Raw genomic sequence first — 12,348 nt, forward strand, 5'->3', positions numbered from 1 at the left:
GCGCCATGGCGACCATCGCCGACCTCGACATCACGACCGAAGAACTTCAGCGCCGCATGGCCGAACTCACCGCTGAGGCCGAAGAGAAGGCCCGCCGCATCCGCGAGGGCGAGGCAGCCGAGATGCGGCACCTGCTGCACGACCCGGACCCCGACAGTGCGACCCCGGCCTTCCCGGACCTGCGCAAGGGGACTTCGAAGAGCAGGGGCGGTGCGCGGTGAGCAGCTACGTGCGCATGTGCGCCGCGTGTCAGCGCGACTTCCTCGCCAACGTCTGGTTCGGCGACTTCTACTGCTCGAAATGCACGAAGAGGCAGCTCAATGCCTTTGACCCGCAACCTGGCGACACCGTCAAGGAACTGCACCGGGCAACGGCGTACCAGTCGACGGACATCAACGGGCCCTACCGCGAGACGTGGGTGATCCTCGCCCGCGCCTGCCCCGAGGGCGAGCACGACTGCGATGCGCGGGATGAAGTCACGCTGCGGCAGCTCGGCTTCCCCGAGGGACCCGAGCATGTACGCACCGTCGGGCATCTCGATCCGGCGACGCTGCGCAAGAGCGCGAGGCCGCTGTGACCCGCCGCGTCCAGCTCACGAAGAGCAAGGTCCGCGCTCGCAGGAAGCCCGCGCGGAGCGCCGACGACACGGACGTCCAGGACCGCGCTGCCAGCGCCTCACGCAGGGCGCGGCGCGTCTCTGCGGGGGCGGCCGCGTGGCTGCGCAGGACGGGGGAGCGGTGAGCGACGTCCCGGAGACCTACCTCGGGGCAGCCGTCCCGGACGACATCAAAAAGCAGTGGCGCCGCTGGGAAGGTGCCGAGTGGCGCAAGGCGCAGTACCGCGCCACCAACCGCCTGTACCCGCCGGACGAACGCTTCAACGTCCGCGCTCCCGAGGGCATGTGTGAGAGGCACTGGGACATGCGGATCGGCTACCGCAACATGCACTTCGACCCGGTCACGGGTGACCGGTGGCCCGGACATCCCGGCTCACTGTTCATCGTGATCGGGAGCGACCTGAACGCCGTCCGTGAAGAGCGGCGCTGCGAATGGGACGAGAAGGCCAGCGAACAGATGCAGCTGATCGAGCGCATCTGCCTGTCCGGCCGCTCGCCGCAGTGCACCCCCAGGGAGACGTCATGACGCGCGGACTGCTGTGCATCGCGCTGGGGCTGGCCGCCATGGCGGCGGTCGTCCTGCCCGGCAGTGACCTCACCTTCGCACGCCAGCTGCTGGGCATCGCCGCCTTCGCGGGCGTCCAGGCGGCAGCCGGCGCGCTGCTGATCCGATGACGAGAGGAAGAGACATGAGCGAGAAGGAGCCGGAAGCCGTCGACGTGGACGACTGTCTCGCGCTGCGCTTCGCGGAGCTGCGGAGCGCGAAGGAATCCGCTGCGAAGTGGAAGAAGTACGCGGACAGCCTGACAGATTCCCTGCTCGAAGAGCTGGGCTATGACCCGGACGACAACCGCCCGCCATCGCGGCTGGCACGCGACGCGGACGGCACGCCGCTCTTCGAGGTGGCCGTGACCTACCGCACGGACCTCGACCGCAAGGGCCTGGCCGCGAAGTACCCGGCGATCTTCGCTGAGTTCGAGACGAAGACGCCGGTCAAGACCATCAAGCCGCCGCAGGGGTGAGTCAGCAGCCATGACCGACACACAGCTGAACTGCTTCGACATGAACTGCTCCTTCACCGGCCCGCCGTTGCAGTACGCAGAGCACCTGTACAGCGAGCACACCGAGGACTCGCCAGGCGTGGACCGCTGGGACGTCGTCGAGCGCCTGCTCTGGTCAGGCGCCCGCGGCGCGGCCAGCGGGCAGAGCATCCCGGCTCCGGCGGTGCGCAACGACTGCGCGTTCTGCCACCGCGAGCGGTCGGCGAAGGACGACAACCACGCACCGGAGTGCCCCTACTGGGACTTCTTCGGTCCCGCCGATTAGATCCCCGTCAGCCCCGCTGCCACACCGGCCGCGGGGCTTCTTCATGCCCAGGAGGGCGCTGTGACCCTTGCGCAACGGATGGCGCTCTTCGAGGCTTTCGCGAGACTCGGTGAGCTGACCTGGCTGGACGGCTTCTGTGGTGGCGGCGGATCATCCGTTGGCATCGGCTACGTTCCCGGCCAGCGCATCGTGATCGCCATCAACCACTGGCAGTTCGCGATCGACATCCATCAGGCCAACCACGACGGTACCGATCACGACTGCGCCGACATGTCGCAGGTCGACCCGTGGAGGTATCCCAGGACCGATTGCGCCTGGTTCTCGCCCTCGTGCACCAAGCACAGCGTCGCGCAGGGCAAGAAGCGCCCGGTCCAGCCGGACGACGCGGCAGAGCGTTCGAGGGCGACCATGTGGGACGTCCAGCGTTTTGCCGAGGTGCACCGCTACCGCTTCATCATCGTCGAGAACGTGGTGGAGGTGCGGCAGTGGTGGGCCTTCCGCGCCTGGAAGATAGCGATGGAGGACACCGGCTACTGCCTGCACGAGGTGTTCCTGAACGCGGCGCACGCGAACATGCTGGGCCCGTCCGCGAACCAGTGGCGCGACCGCTGGTTCTGCATGCTGCACCTGAAGGGCACGCGCTGCCCGGACATCGACGGCTGGCTCGCTCCCATGGCGCAGTGCGAGAACTGCGGCGACGTGCGCGGGCGCCAGGCATGGAAGAACGGCCGCGACGCGGGCAAGTACCGCGCGCAGTACATGTACGCCTGCCGCACGTGCGGCGCCGTGGTGCGCCCCTACGTCCGGCCGGCGAGTGAACTGATCGACTGGGACCGCGAGGCGCAGCTGATCGGGGACCGGCCCACGCCACTCGCCGACAAGACCATGTGGCGTATCGGGTACGGGTTGCGCAAGTACTGGGGCTCGCCCTCGCTGGTGCCGGTGGAGGGCCGCGACGGCAAGCGTCCCACCGCGGCGGGCGCCCCCATGCGTACCGTCACGACGCGCAACGAAACGGGCTTGTTGGTCCCCGCGGGCGGTACGTGGAACAACGACGCGGTGCCCGTCGACCGCCCGGCGCGCACCGTGATGACACGCGAGACGACCGGGCTGGTCGTTCCGCCGTTCATCGCGGAACTGCGGGGCGGGTCCTCGAAGGCACGGCTGGTCTCCGAGCCGCTGTCGACCGTGACGGCGTCGGGGAATCATCACGGCCTGGTGATCCCGTACTACTCGAAGACGCGCCCGCGCACGGCTGAGGAGCCGTTCATGACCGTGACGACGGTCGACCGGGCAGGGCTGATGCCCGATCCGCCGGTCCCGTACGGCGTGCCGCTGATGGATTACCTCGGCACCTTGCACCGCCGGAAGTCGCGTGCCTGGCAGATGCTCGTCGACTCCTGCGGATTCCGCATGCTCGAACCGTTCGAGTACGCGCGCTTCCAGGCTTTTCCGGATTCCTATGACTGGAGTCCGGCCAGCCTTGCACGCCCGCTCAGCAAGCGGCGGCGCGTGCGCATGATTGGAAATGCTGTTCCGCCGAATCTGGCACGGGACTTGGTCGGCTGCGCCGTCGAATCGATGGCGCTGTAACACGACCATGTGTCGGGGGAATACGCCGGACGGGCATCTGTGGAACAGCTCTATTGGTGCTCCCTCGCTGGTAGTCGAATGCGACTGGTGCACCATCTGCGGCATGCCACGTCCGGGGTTCCTTGACCCCCGAGACAAATGGGCCGACGCCGATGACGAACGAGATCGAATTTCCCGACCTGAGCGATGACGAGCCGTGGGACATCCCGCTCGAACTCCCCGCCATGGTCGACCTTTTGGACTTGGAGGTGCGGCCTATGGAGAGCCGTGACGCACGGGCCCTGGCCGAAGAGAAGCATTACCTGCACCGCAAACCGACGGTGAGCCACGCCTACGGCCTGCACGCCGGACTCGCGGCCGTCGGCCTGGTCACGCTCGGCTCGCCGGCCAGCGGGCACCTGCAGCGCGGCGCCTGCCCCGGCGACCCGTCCTGCGTGATCGAGCTGAACCGCCTGTGGGTCGACGACGCCATGCCGCCGAACACCGCGAGCTGGTTCGTCTCCCGCGCCCTGCGGCAGATGCCGCCGCGCATCGTGGTGTCGTACGCCGACACCGCGTACGGGCACATGGGCTACGTCTACCGCGCTATGTCGTTCCGGTACGCGGGCTGGACGGACATGGAGCGGCGCACGCCGCGCCTGGACTACGTGCCGCTGCGTGGCGGGCACAGCCGCGAGGCGACCCGGTCCGGCTACCGCGAGACGGTGCGGCGCCGCCCCAAGGTCAAGTACTGGACGACGACGGGGGACCGGCGCGAGCGCCGCCGCCTCGCACGGCTGTGTACCTGGCCGTCCCTGGACTGGCGCACCCTGCCGCCGCCGACCGAGCACCGGCACCACCGTGTCCGGTAGGCGGCGCTGCAAGGACTGCCCGGCGGACGCCAGGAGTCCCCGCCCCGCCCCGCATCCCGGACCGCGGTGCGCGAGCCATCACCGCCTGGAGAAGCAGCGGCGTAGGACCGCAGCGCATGAGCGCCGGGTGCGTGACACGTACGGTCTCGCGCCCGGCGACTACGACAAGCTGCTGCGCTTCCAGGGCGGTCGCTGCGCCATCTGCACCCGCGGCAAGGGGATCTCCAAGCGCCTTGCTGTCGACCACGACCATGCCTGCTGCCCCGGCCCCACCTCGTGCGGCAAGTGCGTACGCGGCCTGGTGTGCGGCAGGTGCAACTCCGTGCTGGCCCATGCCCGCGACGCGATCGAGTTCTTCGACCGGGCCACTGCCTACCTGATCAACCCGCCCGCACGCCGACTGAAAGGCACCACGTGATTCCGCAGATCGTCATCGGCCTGAACGCAGGAGGCTTCCTCTTCCTGTGCTCCCTCGCGTGGGCCTGGAGGCAGAGGGAGCGCCGTCGTGGCCGCTGACAAATACCACTGCATCGGCTGCCGCAAGAACGTCGCGGCGACGGCAGAGAAGCGCTACCGCAAGCACGACCGTGAGAAGGGCACCGAGTGCTCGCGATCGCGGCGCGACATCCCGACCTGGCTGCTCGCGCGCGGTCCCGAGACGGCGCCGGACGACGTGCGTCCCGTCATCGGCCGCGACTACGCCAAGTGCCCCGAGTGCGGGCGCTCGCCGCAGCTCGATCTGACGACAGGGCACTTCATCGACCACGTCCGGGACGTGCGCGTCCCGCTGGAGAAGCGCGAGCAGTGCCCCATGTCCGACAAGCCGTACGTCCCGGAAGGAGAGCCATGCCCATCTGGCCCGTCTGGCACTGCCGCTGGCCCCTCGCCTGCGACAACAACGCCACCTGCCCAGGATGTCACTGGGCAGGCACCGACCCAGGATGCCGCTCCTGCGCCTACCGGGCCAGAGTCGACCGAAGCAGAGGAGATGATCAGCCAGTGGGCAGCAACCGCGCGGGAAATCGAGGACAGGGAACTGCCCCCGCCCTACCCGGAGTCGACGCCTACGCCGAAGGGCTCGCCGCCGCGGCAGAGCGCTCACCATGCATCCGGAACTGCGACGGCCCCACCGCAACCGGAGGGCACTGCGAAGGATGTTGCGCATGCCGAGGATGTGAATACGTCTACGGACCCGGTGGCCTGTCACATCGCGGTCGCGCACCCGCCGCACCGCTTCATGCACAAGAAGCGGGTGACCCAGTGCGCGGGGAAACCTGCGCAGACGACTGTGCGTACGGAGTCTGTGGCGGCCCCGTCCTCTGCGGAGGATGCTGCCGCTGCCTCGGAGGCTGCGCCGTCCAGTACGAAGAGGAGCGTGCAGCCGAGAACAGACGGCGGCGGCTGCACGAAGGTCGATGGCCCGTTGACGAACCCTGCTGCCTCAACCCCCAGGGCGGCGTCTACGGAGAGTGCGACTGCCCCGAAGCCGACCGGCGACGGGCCGCCGCCGGACATCGAGGCGCTGGCGAAGACGTTCCCGACGGACGCGAGCAGTCGCGGGCTGATCGAGTTCCCGCCGGAAGAGCACACGACGACGGACGCACAACTGGCCAAGGTGGTGGCGGTAGTCGCGAAGAGGGCTGCGGCGCCCACCCCGACTGCCTCAGGCCCGACGGAAGCTGCGGCTGCGGCACCGGCTGAGGGGCCGCTGTTCGCGCAGCCCGGCAGCCCGTTCAGCCAACCGGGCGCGGTCGAGCCGGCCGCCGCGGCGGTGCCGATGACGGTGCAGGGTGAACAGATAGCGGCGCGGCTGAAAGAGATGTTCTATGCGTATACCAACCGCACCGATCGCAGCACTCAGACAACGCTGGGACCTTCGGAGATCGGCAGTCCGTGTGACCGTCGAATCGCGATGTCCCTACTGCGAATTGCCCCTGTCAATCCGGGTGGCGATAACTGGGCTTCCTTCGTCGGGACTTGTGTACACACTGGCCTCGCCGACATGTTCTTGTGGGCTGACGCGGGGCAGGGCAGATACGCAGTAGAAACGCCACTTCAATTCCCGTCGGTGCACGTGCCGCGCGGCACGGCTGATCTCCTTGATCGCACGCTGGTCATGGTCGCCGACCACAAAGCGATGGGCCGTTGGTCGCTCGACAAACTGAAGACGCAAGGCCCATCGCCGACATACCGCGTCCAGGTGCACGTCTACGCCTACGGCATGCGCCTCAAGGGCGAAGCGGTGGACCACGTCGCCCTGGTCGCATGGCCGCGCGAGGCGTCCAGCCTCGACGATCTCTACGTGTGGACCGAGCCGTATGACCCGGCCATCGCCCGCGATGCGCTGGCCAGGGTGGACCGGATAGCGGAGACGACTGAGCGACTCTCGACAGGGGAGAATGCCATACCGGCACTGGAAGTGGCGAGCTACTTCGCCGTCAACTCTGAGTCATGTCGCTTCTGCCCCTGGTTTGCGCCCGGAGACCCGACGATGAAGCGGGGGTGTCCTGGCCGGTGACTAGCGGAAAGCGAGTGACTGACCTCGAAGAGCACTTTCGGGCGAGACTCATTATCCAGCCGTCGGGACACTGGCGGTACGGGACCCGTGTAAACAACAAGGGATATGCCCGTATCTGCTACGGCGCTGATCGCGAGTATGCGCATCGTGTATCGCACCGGCTGTTCGTCGGACCCATACCGGACGGATACGACGTAGATCATCTATGTTGCCTGCCATGGTGCGTTAACCCTCTGCATCTCGAAGCGGTACCTCACTCCGTGAACATTCGGAGGGCGTATCGAGTATGCGGCGCGAAGCTGCATGACTTGACCAACCCAGCCAACTACTACGTTCGCAAGAACGGTGGTCGAATGTGCAAGCCCTGCAATGATCTGAGAAACCGCGCTCGATTTAAGCGAAACGAGAGTCGCAATGACCGCCAGTGACCCCGCCGTCGAATGGTGGGAGACCGACCCAGACAGCCCGGGAAATCTAGAGCGCTGTGAGATTGAGTTCCGGGACCCAGTCATTCGCTACCCGGAGCTTGTCGTCGTGACGGCATTCGGATGCGACAGCGGTGTGTATACCCGCCCCATGTTCGAAGTGATGTCGCAATGACCCTGATCCGCGCCGCCCTGCACAGCCTCTTCCCCGCCCTGCACCGCTGGGCAGAAGCAGTCGGCGGGCCGCTGCGCTGGACGTGCGCCGGCTGCGGCGCGCAGAGACACGAACTCCCGTGAAAGGAACCCGATGACCCGCAACCGCAAGATCCCCATCGCCCTCGCCGCCCTTGGCGCCGGGGGCGTTCTGCTGCTCAGCGCCTGCTCCTCTGCGGGCGAGCCGTGGAACGACGCACCGATCGACCACAAGGTCGACCGCCCTGCCGTGGTCAACGCGGCGCCGGACGGCTTCGCCAACTACGCCGAATCCTGCGACGACTTCGGCAACCTCGTGATCACGACACGCGACGGCGAGGGCGGTGGCAAGGCGGTCGCCGTGGTGAAGGACGAAGAAGCATGCGCCTCCTTCGACAAAGGCGCCTCAGGATGGAGGAAGGCCAAGTGATCCACTCCGACCCGCACCCCAAGGCAGGGCAGACCGTCACCGTCGACCTGGGGCAGGGCCCGCAGGAATACCGCCTCGAAGACTGGTGGGACCGCGTCAGCGGCAGCTCGTGGATGTACGCCGAAGGCCACCTGGCCTGCCTCGCGTACGCGATACGCACCGCCGGGATCACGCCCATCGATGACGAAGTCGTGTACGGCAAGTGCGGCGGCATCGGCCACCTGGCGCACGTCAGTGAGATCAAGGAAGAGGACTAAGTGACCACACCCAACCCGTTCCAGCAGCCGGGCAAGAGCGGTGAGTTCTTCTCGCCGAAGCACCACCCCGAGTGGCTGGACAGACTCTTCATCTTCTATCCGGACAGCTCCACCATGCGGACCTTCAAGGAAGAGGAAGGTCCCAAGGAGTTCGTGACCGCCGACGTGGCAATCGTCGATCTGGCCGACCCTCAGACCGGCCAGCCCGTGGAGCTGAAGGGGGTGAGCATCGGCGGTGTCAGCCTGGTGCCCGCCCTCAACCGCGACCGCATCGGCACCAAGGTGCTGGCACGGCTGCGCAGAGGTGCGCCGAAGGGCGGCAACGACGGGGCGTTCTACCTCGATGCCGAATCCCTGACTCCGCAGGACATCGCAACCGCCACCGCGTACGACGCTTCACGCACGGCGCAGCAGTTCAATCGGCCGACCGTGCAGCAGACCCCGGCTGCCGCACCGCCTCAGCAGTACGGCCAGCAGCCTGCACAGGCGCCGTACGGGGGCGCCCCGGCCCCGCAGCAGGCGCAGCCGCAGTACGCCTCGCAGCAGCTCCCTTACGACCCGTGGCAGGGCACCCAGGCGGCGGCACCCGCGGGCCCTCCGCAGGGGCAGTGGGGCCAGCCCCCGGCTGGCCAGGGCCAAGCCCCTGCCGCTGCACCTCAGGGTGCTTCTGCGCCCGGTGCCGCCCCTCAGTGGGGGAACCCTGCCGCTTCGCCGCAGGCAGCCCCTGCCCCGACGCCCCCTGCCTCAGCATCTGCCGTTGATCCGGCGCTGACCGGCTTCCTGCAGAGCAAGCAGGTGCCGACAGCAGGCATGGGGCAGGGCCAGATGCTGATGATCGCGAGGCTGTACGAGGACTGCCCGCCGCAGTTCCTGCAGTAGATCCACCGCACCACCACGAGGGATGCGACCCGCATGGGCGTGTCCCTTTTTTCATGCCCGCAGCCAGGACCCGCTACATCCGGGCGGGTCCTGGCTGCGCCCTCAACCCGCAAAGGAATCCCGCATGTTCAACCGCAAGAAGGATGTCCCCGCCCCGAGCGGCACCGGCCCGGCGATCAGCCTCGACAAGGTGCCGCCCGGCCTGGTCAGCCTCACCAAGACCGCCGCCGTCAGCCTGGAGAAGCAGGGCCTGACCGGGCAGCGTGCGGCGGTGTACCTGGTGCTCGATCACTCCGGTTCGATGGTGCCCTACTACCAGGACGGCAGCATGCAGCGCCTCGCCGAGCAGGCGCTCGGACTGTCCGCGAACATGGACGACGACGGCTGCGTGCCGCTGATCTACTTCGGCTCGTACGTCGAGCACCTCAGCGACATCGACCTGGACAGCTACCAGGGCGTCGTCGACCGTACGCACAACCGGGTGCACTGGGGATCGACGAATTACGCCGCCGCGATCAACTACGTCATTGAGGCGCACGACAATCCGAGCGCTCCTGCACTGGTCATTTTCCAGACCGACGGCGACCCCGACTCACGGCAGCAGGCCGAAAGCGCGATCCGCACGGCCAGCGAATGGCCGATCTTCTTCTCCTTCGTCGGCTTCGGCCCCGCACGCAACATGCGCTTCCTCAAGAAGCTGGACGACCTCAAAGACCGCACGGTCGACAACGCGTCCTTCTTCCACGCGGCCGACCCGCACGCGGTGAGCGACGCCGCGCTGTACGACGGCATCACCCACGAGTACGCGGGGTGGCTCGCCGCTGCGTCCGCGGCCGGGGTCCTACGGTGATCCGCCGCCTGACCGTCGCAGCGCTGGCCGTATTCGCCCTGGTCCTGGCCGGATGCGGCGCCGACTACGCCGAGGGGCCCGCCGGAACGGTCGTGGACAAGGAAAGCAAGTACAAGGCGGCGGTGAAGCACTGGGAGTACGAGCTGACGACGCAGGGCAAGGACGGCCGCGAGCACGAGTTCAGGGTGTCCAGGTCCGACTACGACGACTGCGTGCGCGGCGCCCGTTACCCGAAGTGTGCCGAGGGCTGACTCATCCGGGGCCCGTCACGGCGGGCCCCTTCGTCATGCAGGCAGGGGCGGGGCTTCCCCACGGAGGCGCGCTCACCCCGTCCCTGCCTGCTTGATGAGGCACATGTCCACAGGAGGACGGCATGCGGAAGCACGTCTGCGCCATCCGCGGCTGCACCAGGCCACAACTGGCGCGCACATGGTGCGAACGGCACTACCGCCGTTGGCGGCGGCACGGCCACCCACTCGGAGGGCGGCGCTATCGCACGGGCTGCAAGGTCCCGGAATGCACGGCCCGGCACAGCGCCAAGGGGTACTGCGCCAAGCACTACGAACGCGTGAAACGGCACGGCGACCCGCTCTATCTCCACCGTACGGAGGTCGACGACATCGCCGTGGTGCGCGCTGTCGACGGTGACCGCGCGGGCCCGCTCACGCTCGCCGAACGCGAGGAGATCGTGCGGAAGCTGCACCGACAAGGGCTGCTGGACGGACAGATCGCCGTGCACCTGGATATCGGAACCTCCGGAGTCTGGACGATCCGGCAACGGATCGGACTGCCCGCGAACGCTGCGCCGGTCGGAGACTTCTCCGGACGGGTTCCGTGAACCTGATCGCCCACGCCGTCGCCGCCTGGCAGCGCGGCTTCACGATCTTCCCCTGCAACCCGGCGGGGACGGTGTGCCCGCAGTCCGGCGACATCATCGACAAGCAACCGCATCTCGTGCAGCCCGGCAAGCCCTACAAGATCCGGTGGGGGGAGTGGGCGACGCGTGATCTCGACCGCATCATCGCGGCCTGGACGGCGTCGCCTGTCGCCAACCCGGCGATTGCGTGCGGGCCTTCAGGGCTGCTGGTCGTCGACTGCGACGTAGCGAAGGGGGAGTACGCCCTGAAGGGCACCCCCTTCGAGTCGCTGCACGACCGCCTTGGCCCGCTGGTCGACGGGCACGACGCGCTGCGTGAGATCTGCAAGCGGTGCGGCGGCGACTTCGGCGAGCTGAACGACACCTTCGCCGTGACGACCGGGTCCATGGGGCTGCACCTGTACTTCCGGTGGCCCACAGGGCTCCGAGCCTCGCAGGCCTCGCCCGTGAAGGGACTGGTCGACGTACGCGGCAACGGCGGACAGCGCGGCGGCTACGTGCTGGCGGCCGGCTCGGTCACCACGAAGGGGCCCTACGTCGCAGAGAACGGCTTGCCCGTGCGCGACGCCCCGCCCTGGCTCGTGGAGCTGTGCCGTGAGAAGCCCGCGCCGCCGCGCCCTCTCTTCGCGCAGCCGCGCCGCGGCGGATCGATCGGCGGACTGGTCGACACCGTGCGCGACGCGGCCCCCGGGAACCGCTCGAACGCCCTGTACTGGGCCGCCCGCTCCGCGTGCTCCGACGGCATACCGATCGAGGACGCCGTCGACCAGCTCGGGGCGGCGTACAGCGGCGACGGCGGGCAGCGCCAGGCCGAGGCGACGGTGCGCTCGGCTTACAGGAACCAGCAGAGGAAGGAGGGGCTGTGACCACCGCTCCCGCACCGACCACCAAGGAGACGCGGCAGCCGGGTCCGCCCATCGCGCACCGCGTCTGCATCTACTGCTTCCCGCAGACCCCGGCGCCGGGTGATATCGCGCTGTGCGGCCACGTGTGCCTGGGCATCAGGGCGCACGGTGAGTACCAGTGCTGCGTCGTCTGCGAAGAGCTGTTCGCACCCCACTGCAACGCACACCGAGGCAGGTGCGGCCCATGACCAGCAGCACCCTCATCACCTGCGCCGCCTGCGGCAAGCAGGACGTGCACAAGGCCCGCGGCTGGTGCACCTCGTGCTACCGCCGCTGGCTGCACTACGGCAAGCCGCCCGACGGGCCGCCGCCCCGGCGCGAGGCCGTCTGCGGCACGACCGGCGGCTGGGACAAGCACAAGCGGCTGCGCACCCCGCCGTGCGGCGCCTGCCGGGTTGCACACAACTCAGCGGAGCGCAGGCGCAGGCGGAGGAAGCGCGGCACGACCGGCAAGGAGCGCTACTACTCCACGGCGACGCCGCGCGCCGACTGGTCCACGGAACAGCGGCGGGCGGCACAGGTGACCGCCCTGGTCTCCACCGGCCGCGACGACCGCCTGCTCCTGCTCGAAGCGCTGGGGCTGGCCGAGCCGGACGAAGCGGCCTCAGCGGCAACCGCATGAAGTTTCT

At 68.4% G+C, this 12,348-nt stretch carries 21 protein-coding genes; all 21 read left to right on the plus strand.

Features of this window, described 5'->3' with window-relative positions:
• Positions 1 to 5 precede the first annotated feature (5 nt).
• Positions 6 to 221 (plus strand): hypothetical protein, encoded by a 216-nt coding sequence (locus DEJ49_RS33055; RefSeq protein WP_150187496.1) that lies wholly within the window; start codon positions 6 to 8, stop codon positions 219 to 221.
• Positions 218 to 577, plus strand: coding sequence for a hypothetical protein (locus tag DEJ49_RS33060; protein ID WP_150187497.1), 360 nt, complete (start codon positions 218 to 220; stop codon positions 575 to 577). Before DEJ49_RS33055 ends, DEJ49_RS33060 begins: the two co-directional genes overlap by 4 nt.
• Before the next feature lie 136 nt (positions 578 to 713).
• Complete coding sequence (locus DEJ49_RS33065) at positions 714 to 1,142, plus strand: hypothetical protein (RefSeq protein ID WP_150187498.1); 429 nt, start codon at positions 714 to 716, stop codon at positions 1,140 to 1,142.
• Entirely contained in the window at positions 1,139 to 1,291 is a 153-nt protein-coding gene (locus DEJ49_RS36100; protein WP_190329519.1) for a hypothetical protein, read from the plus strand. Before DEJ49_RS33065 ends, DEJ49_RS36100 begins: the two co-directional genes overlap by 4 nt.
• Positions 1,292 to 1,305: 14 nt before the next feature.
• On the plus strand, positions 1,306 to 1,638 hold the full coding sequence (locus DEJ49_RS33070) for a hypothetical protein (RefSeq protein WP_150187499.1): 333 nt from the start codon (positions 1,306 to 1,308) through the stop codon (positions 1,636 to 1,638).
• A 10-nt stretch (positions 1,639 to 1,648) separates the two neighbouring features.
• Positions 1,649 to 1,942 (plus strand): hypothetical protein, encoded by a 294-nt coding sequence (locus DEJ49_RS33075; RefSeq protein WP_150187500.1) that lies wholly within the window; start codon positions 1,649 to 1,651, stop codon positions 1,940 to 1,942.
• Positions 1,943 to 2,002: 60 nt separating this feature from the next.
• Complete coding sequence (locus DEJ49_RS33080) at positions 2,003 to 3,535, plus strand: DNA cytosine methyltransferase (RefSeq protein ID WP_223833092.1); 1,533 nt, start codon at positions 2,003 to 2,005, stop codon at positions 3,533 to 3,535.
• Positions 3,536 to 3,687: 152 nt separating this feature from the next.
• Complete coding sequence (locus DEJ49_RS33085) at positions 3,688 to 4,386, plus strand: hypothetical protein (RefSeq protein ID WP_150187501.1); 699 nt, start codon at positions 3,688 to 3,690, stop codon at positions 4,384 to 4,386.
• Between the two features lie 127 nt (positions 4,387 to 4,513).
• On the plus strand, positions 4,514 to 4,804 hold the full coding sequence (locus DEJ49_RS33090; protein WP_223833093.1) for an endonuclease VII domain-containing protein: 291 nt from the start codon (positions 4,514 to 4,516) through the stop codon (positions 4,802 to 4,804).
• Between the two features lie 87 nt (positions 4,805 to 4,891).
• Positions 4,892 to 6,904 carry a hypothetical protein gene (locus DEJ49_RS33095; protein ID WP_150187503.1) on the plus strand — a complete coding sequence of 671 codons (2,013 nt, stop codon included), beginning with the start codon at positions 4,892 to 4,894 and terminating at the stop codon, positions 6,902 to 6,904.
• Positions 6,838 to 7,332 carry an HNH endonuclease signature motif containing protein gene (locus DEJ49_RS37035; RefSeq protein WP_150187504.1) on the plus strand — a complete coding sequence of 165 codons (495 nt, stop codon included), beginning with the start codon at positions 6,838 to 6,840 and terminating at the stop codon, positions 7,330 to 7,332. Before DEJ49_RS33095 ends, DEJ49_RS37035 begins: the two co-directional genes overlap by 67 nt.
• Before the next feature lie 168 nt (positions 7,333 to 7,500).
• On the plus strand, positions 7,501 to 7,626 hold the full coding sequence (locus tag DEJ49_RS36815) for a hypothetical protein (protein WP_263398820.1): 126 nt from the start codon (positions 7,501 to 7,503) through the stop codon (positions 7,624 to 7,626).
• Between the two features lie 10 nt (positions 7,627 to 7,636).
• A complete protein-coding gene (locus DEJ49_RS33105; RefSeq protein WP_150187505.1) occupies positions 7,637 to 7,951 on the plus strand; it encodes a hypothetical protein in 315 nt (104 codons plus the stop codon).
• Entirely contained in the window at positions 7,948 to 8,208 is a 261-nt protein-coding gene (locus DEJ49_RS33110; RefSeq protein WP_150187506.1) for a hypothetical protein, read from the plus strand. Before DEJ49_RS33105 ends, DEJ49_RS33110 begins: the two co-directional genes overlap by 4 nt.
• Positions 8,209 to 9,087, plus strand: a complete 879-nt coding sequence (locus tag DEJ49_RS33115; protein ID WP_150187507.1) for a hypothetical protein — start codon at positions 8,209 to 8,211, stop codon at positions 9,085 to 9,087. It abuts the gene before it with no gap.
• A 124-nt stretch (positions 9,088 to 9,211) separates the two neighbouring features.
• Complete coding sequence (locus tag DEJ49_RS33120; RefSeq protein ID WP_150187508.1) at positions 9,212 to 9,937, plus strand: VWA domain-containing protein; 726 nt, start codon at positions 9,212 to 9,214, stop codon at positions 9,935 to 9,937.
• Positions 9,934 to 10,188, plus strand: a complete 255-nt coding sequence (locus tag DEJ49_RS33125; RefSeq protein WP_223833094.1) for a hypothetical protein — start codon at positions 9,934 to 9,936, stop codon at positions 10,186 to 10,188. Before DEJ49_RS33120 ends, DEJ49_RS33125 begins: the two co-directional genes overlap by 4 nt.
• A 122-nt stretch (positions 10,189 to 10,310) precedes the next feature.
• Entirely contained in the window at positions 10,311 to 10,775 is a 465-nt protein-coding gene (locus tag DEJ49_RS33130) for a hypothetical protein (protein ID WP_150187509.1), read from the plus strand.
• The gene (locus DEJ49_RS33135; protein WP_190329520.1) at positions 10,772 to 11,680 is read left to right on the plus strand and encodes a bifunctional DNA primase/polymerase; all 909 of its coding nucleotides are present in this window, start codon (positions 10,772 to 10,774) and stop codon (positions 11,678 to 11,680) included. The genes DEJ49_RS33130 and DEJ49_RS33135 overlap by 4 nt, the downstream gene beginning before the upstream one ends.
• Positions 11,677 to 11,907, plus strand: coding sequence for a hypothetical protein (locus DEJ49_RS33140; RefSeq protein ID WP_150187511.1), 231 nt, complete (start codon positions 11,677 to 11,679; stop codon positions 11,905 to 11,907). Before DEJ49_RS33135 ends, DEJ49_RS33140 begins: the two co-directional genes overlap by 4 nt.
• Positions 11,904 to 12,341, plus strand: coding sequence for a hypothetical protein (locus DEJ49_RS33145; RefSeq protein WP_150187512.1), 438 nt, complete (start codon positions 11,904 to 11,906; stop codon positions 12,339 to 12,341). Before DEJ49_RS33140 ends, DEJ49_RS33145 begins: the two co-directional genes overlap by 4 nt.
• The last annotated feature ends 7 nt before the right edge of the window (positions 12,342 to 12,348 follow it).

This window comes from Streptomyces venezuelae (genome assembly GCF_008642335.1).
In the GTDB taxonomy this organism is placed as follows: domain Bacteria; phylum Actinomycetota; class Actinomycetes; order Streptomycetales; family Streptomycetaceae; genus Streptomyces; species Streptomyces venezuelae_F.

What these genes read in the sequence shown, in the direction of transcription:
- DEJ49_RS36815 (WP_263398820.1), top strand. Translation starts at nt 7,501, where the DNA reads ATGACCCTGATCCGCGCCGCCCTGCACAGCCTCTTCCCCGCCCTGCAC.
- DEJ49_RS33130 (WP_150187509.1), top strand. Translation starts at nt 10,311, where the DNA reads ATGCGGAAGCACGTCTGCGCCATCCGCGGCTGCACCAGGCCACAACTG.
- DEJ49_RS37035 (WP_150187504.1), top strand. Translation starts at nt 6,838, where the DNA reads ATGTCGCTTCTGCCCCTGGTTTGCGCCCGGAGACCCGACGATGAAGCG.
- DEJ49_RS33105 (WP_150187505.1), top strand. Translation starts at nt 7,637, where the DNA reads ATGACCCGCAACCGCAAGATCCCCATCGCCCTCGCCGCCCTTGGCGCC.
- DEJ49_RS33055 (WP_150187496.1), top strand. Translation starts at nt 6, where the DNA reads ATGGCGACCATCGCCGACCTCGACATCACGACCGAAGAACTTCAGCGC.
- DEJ49_RS33075 (WP_150187500.1), top strand. Translation starts at nt 1,649, where the DNA reads ATGACCGACACACAGCTGAACTGCTTCGACATGAACTGCTCCTTCACC.
- DEJ49_RS33085 (WP_150187501.1), top strand. Translation starts at nt 3,688, where the DNA reads ATGACGAACGAGATCGAATTTCCCGACCTGAGCGATGACGAGCCGTGG.
- DEJ49_RS33070 (WP_150187499.1), top strand. Translation starts at nt 1,306, where the DNA reads ATGAGCGAGAAGGAGCCGGAAGCCGTCGACGTGGACGACTGTCTCGCG.
- DEJ49_RS36100 (WP_190329519.1), top strand. Translation starts at nt 1,139, where the DNA reads ATGACGCGCGGACTGCTGTGCATCGCGCTGGGGCTGGCCGCCATGGCG.
- DEJ49_RS33120 (WP_150187508.1), top strand. Translation starts at nt 9,212, where the DNA reads ATGTTCAACCGCAAGAAGGATGTCCCCGCCCCGAGCGGCACCGGCCCG.
- DEJ49_RS33145 (WP_150187512.1), top strand. Translation starts at nt 11,904, where the DNA reads ATGACCAGCAGCACCCTCATCACCTGCGCCGCCTGCGGCAAGCAGGAC.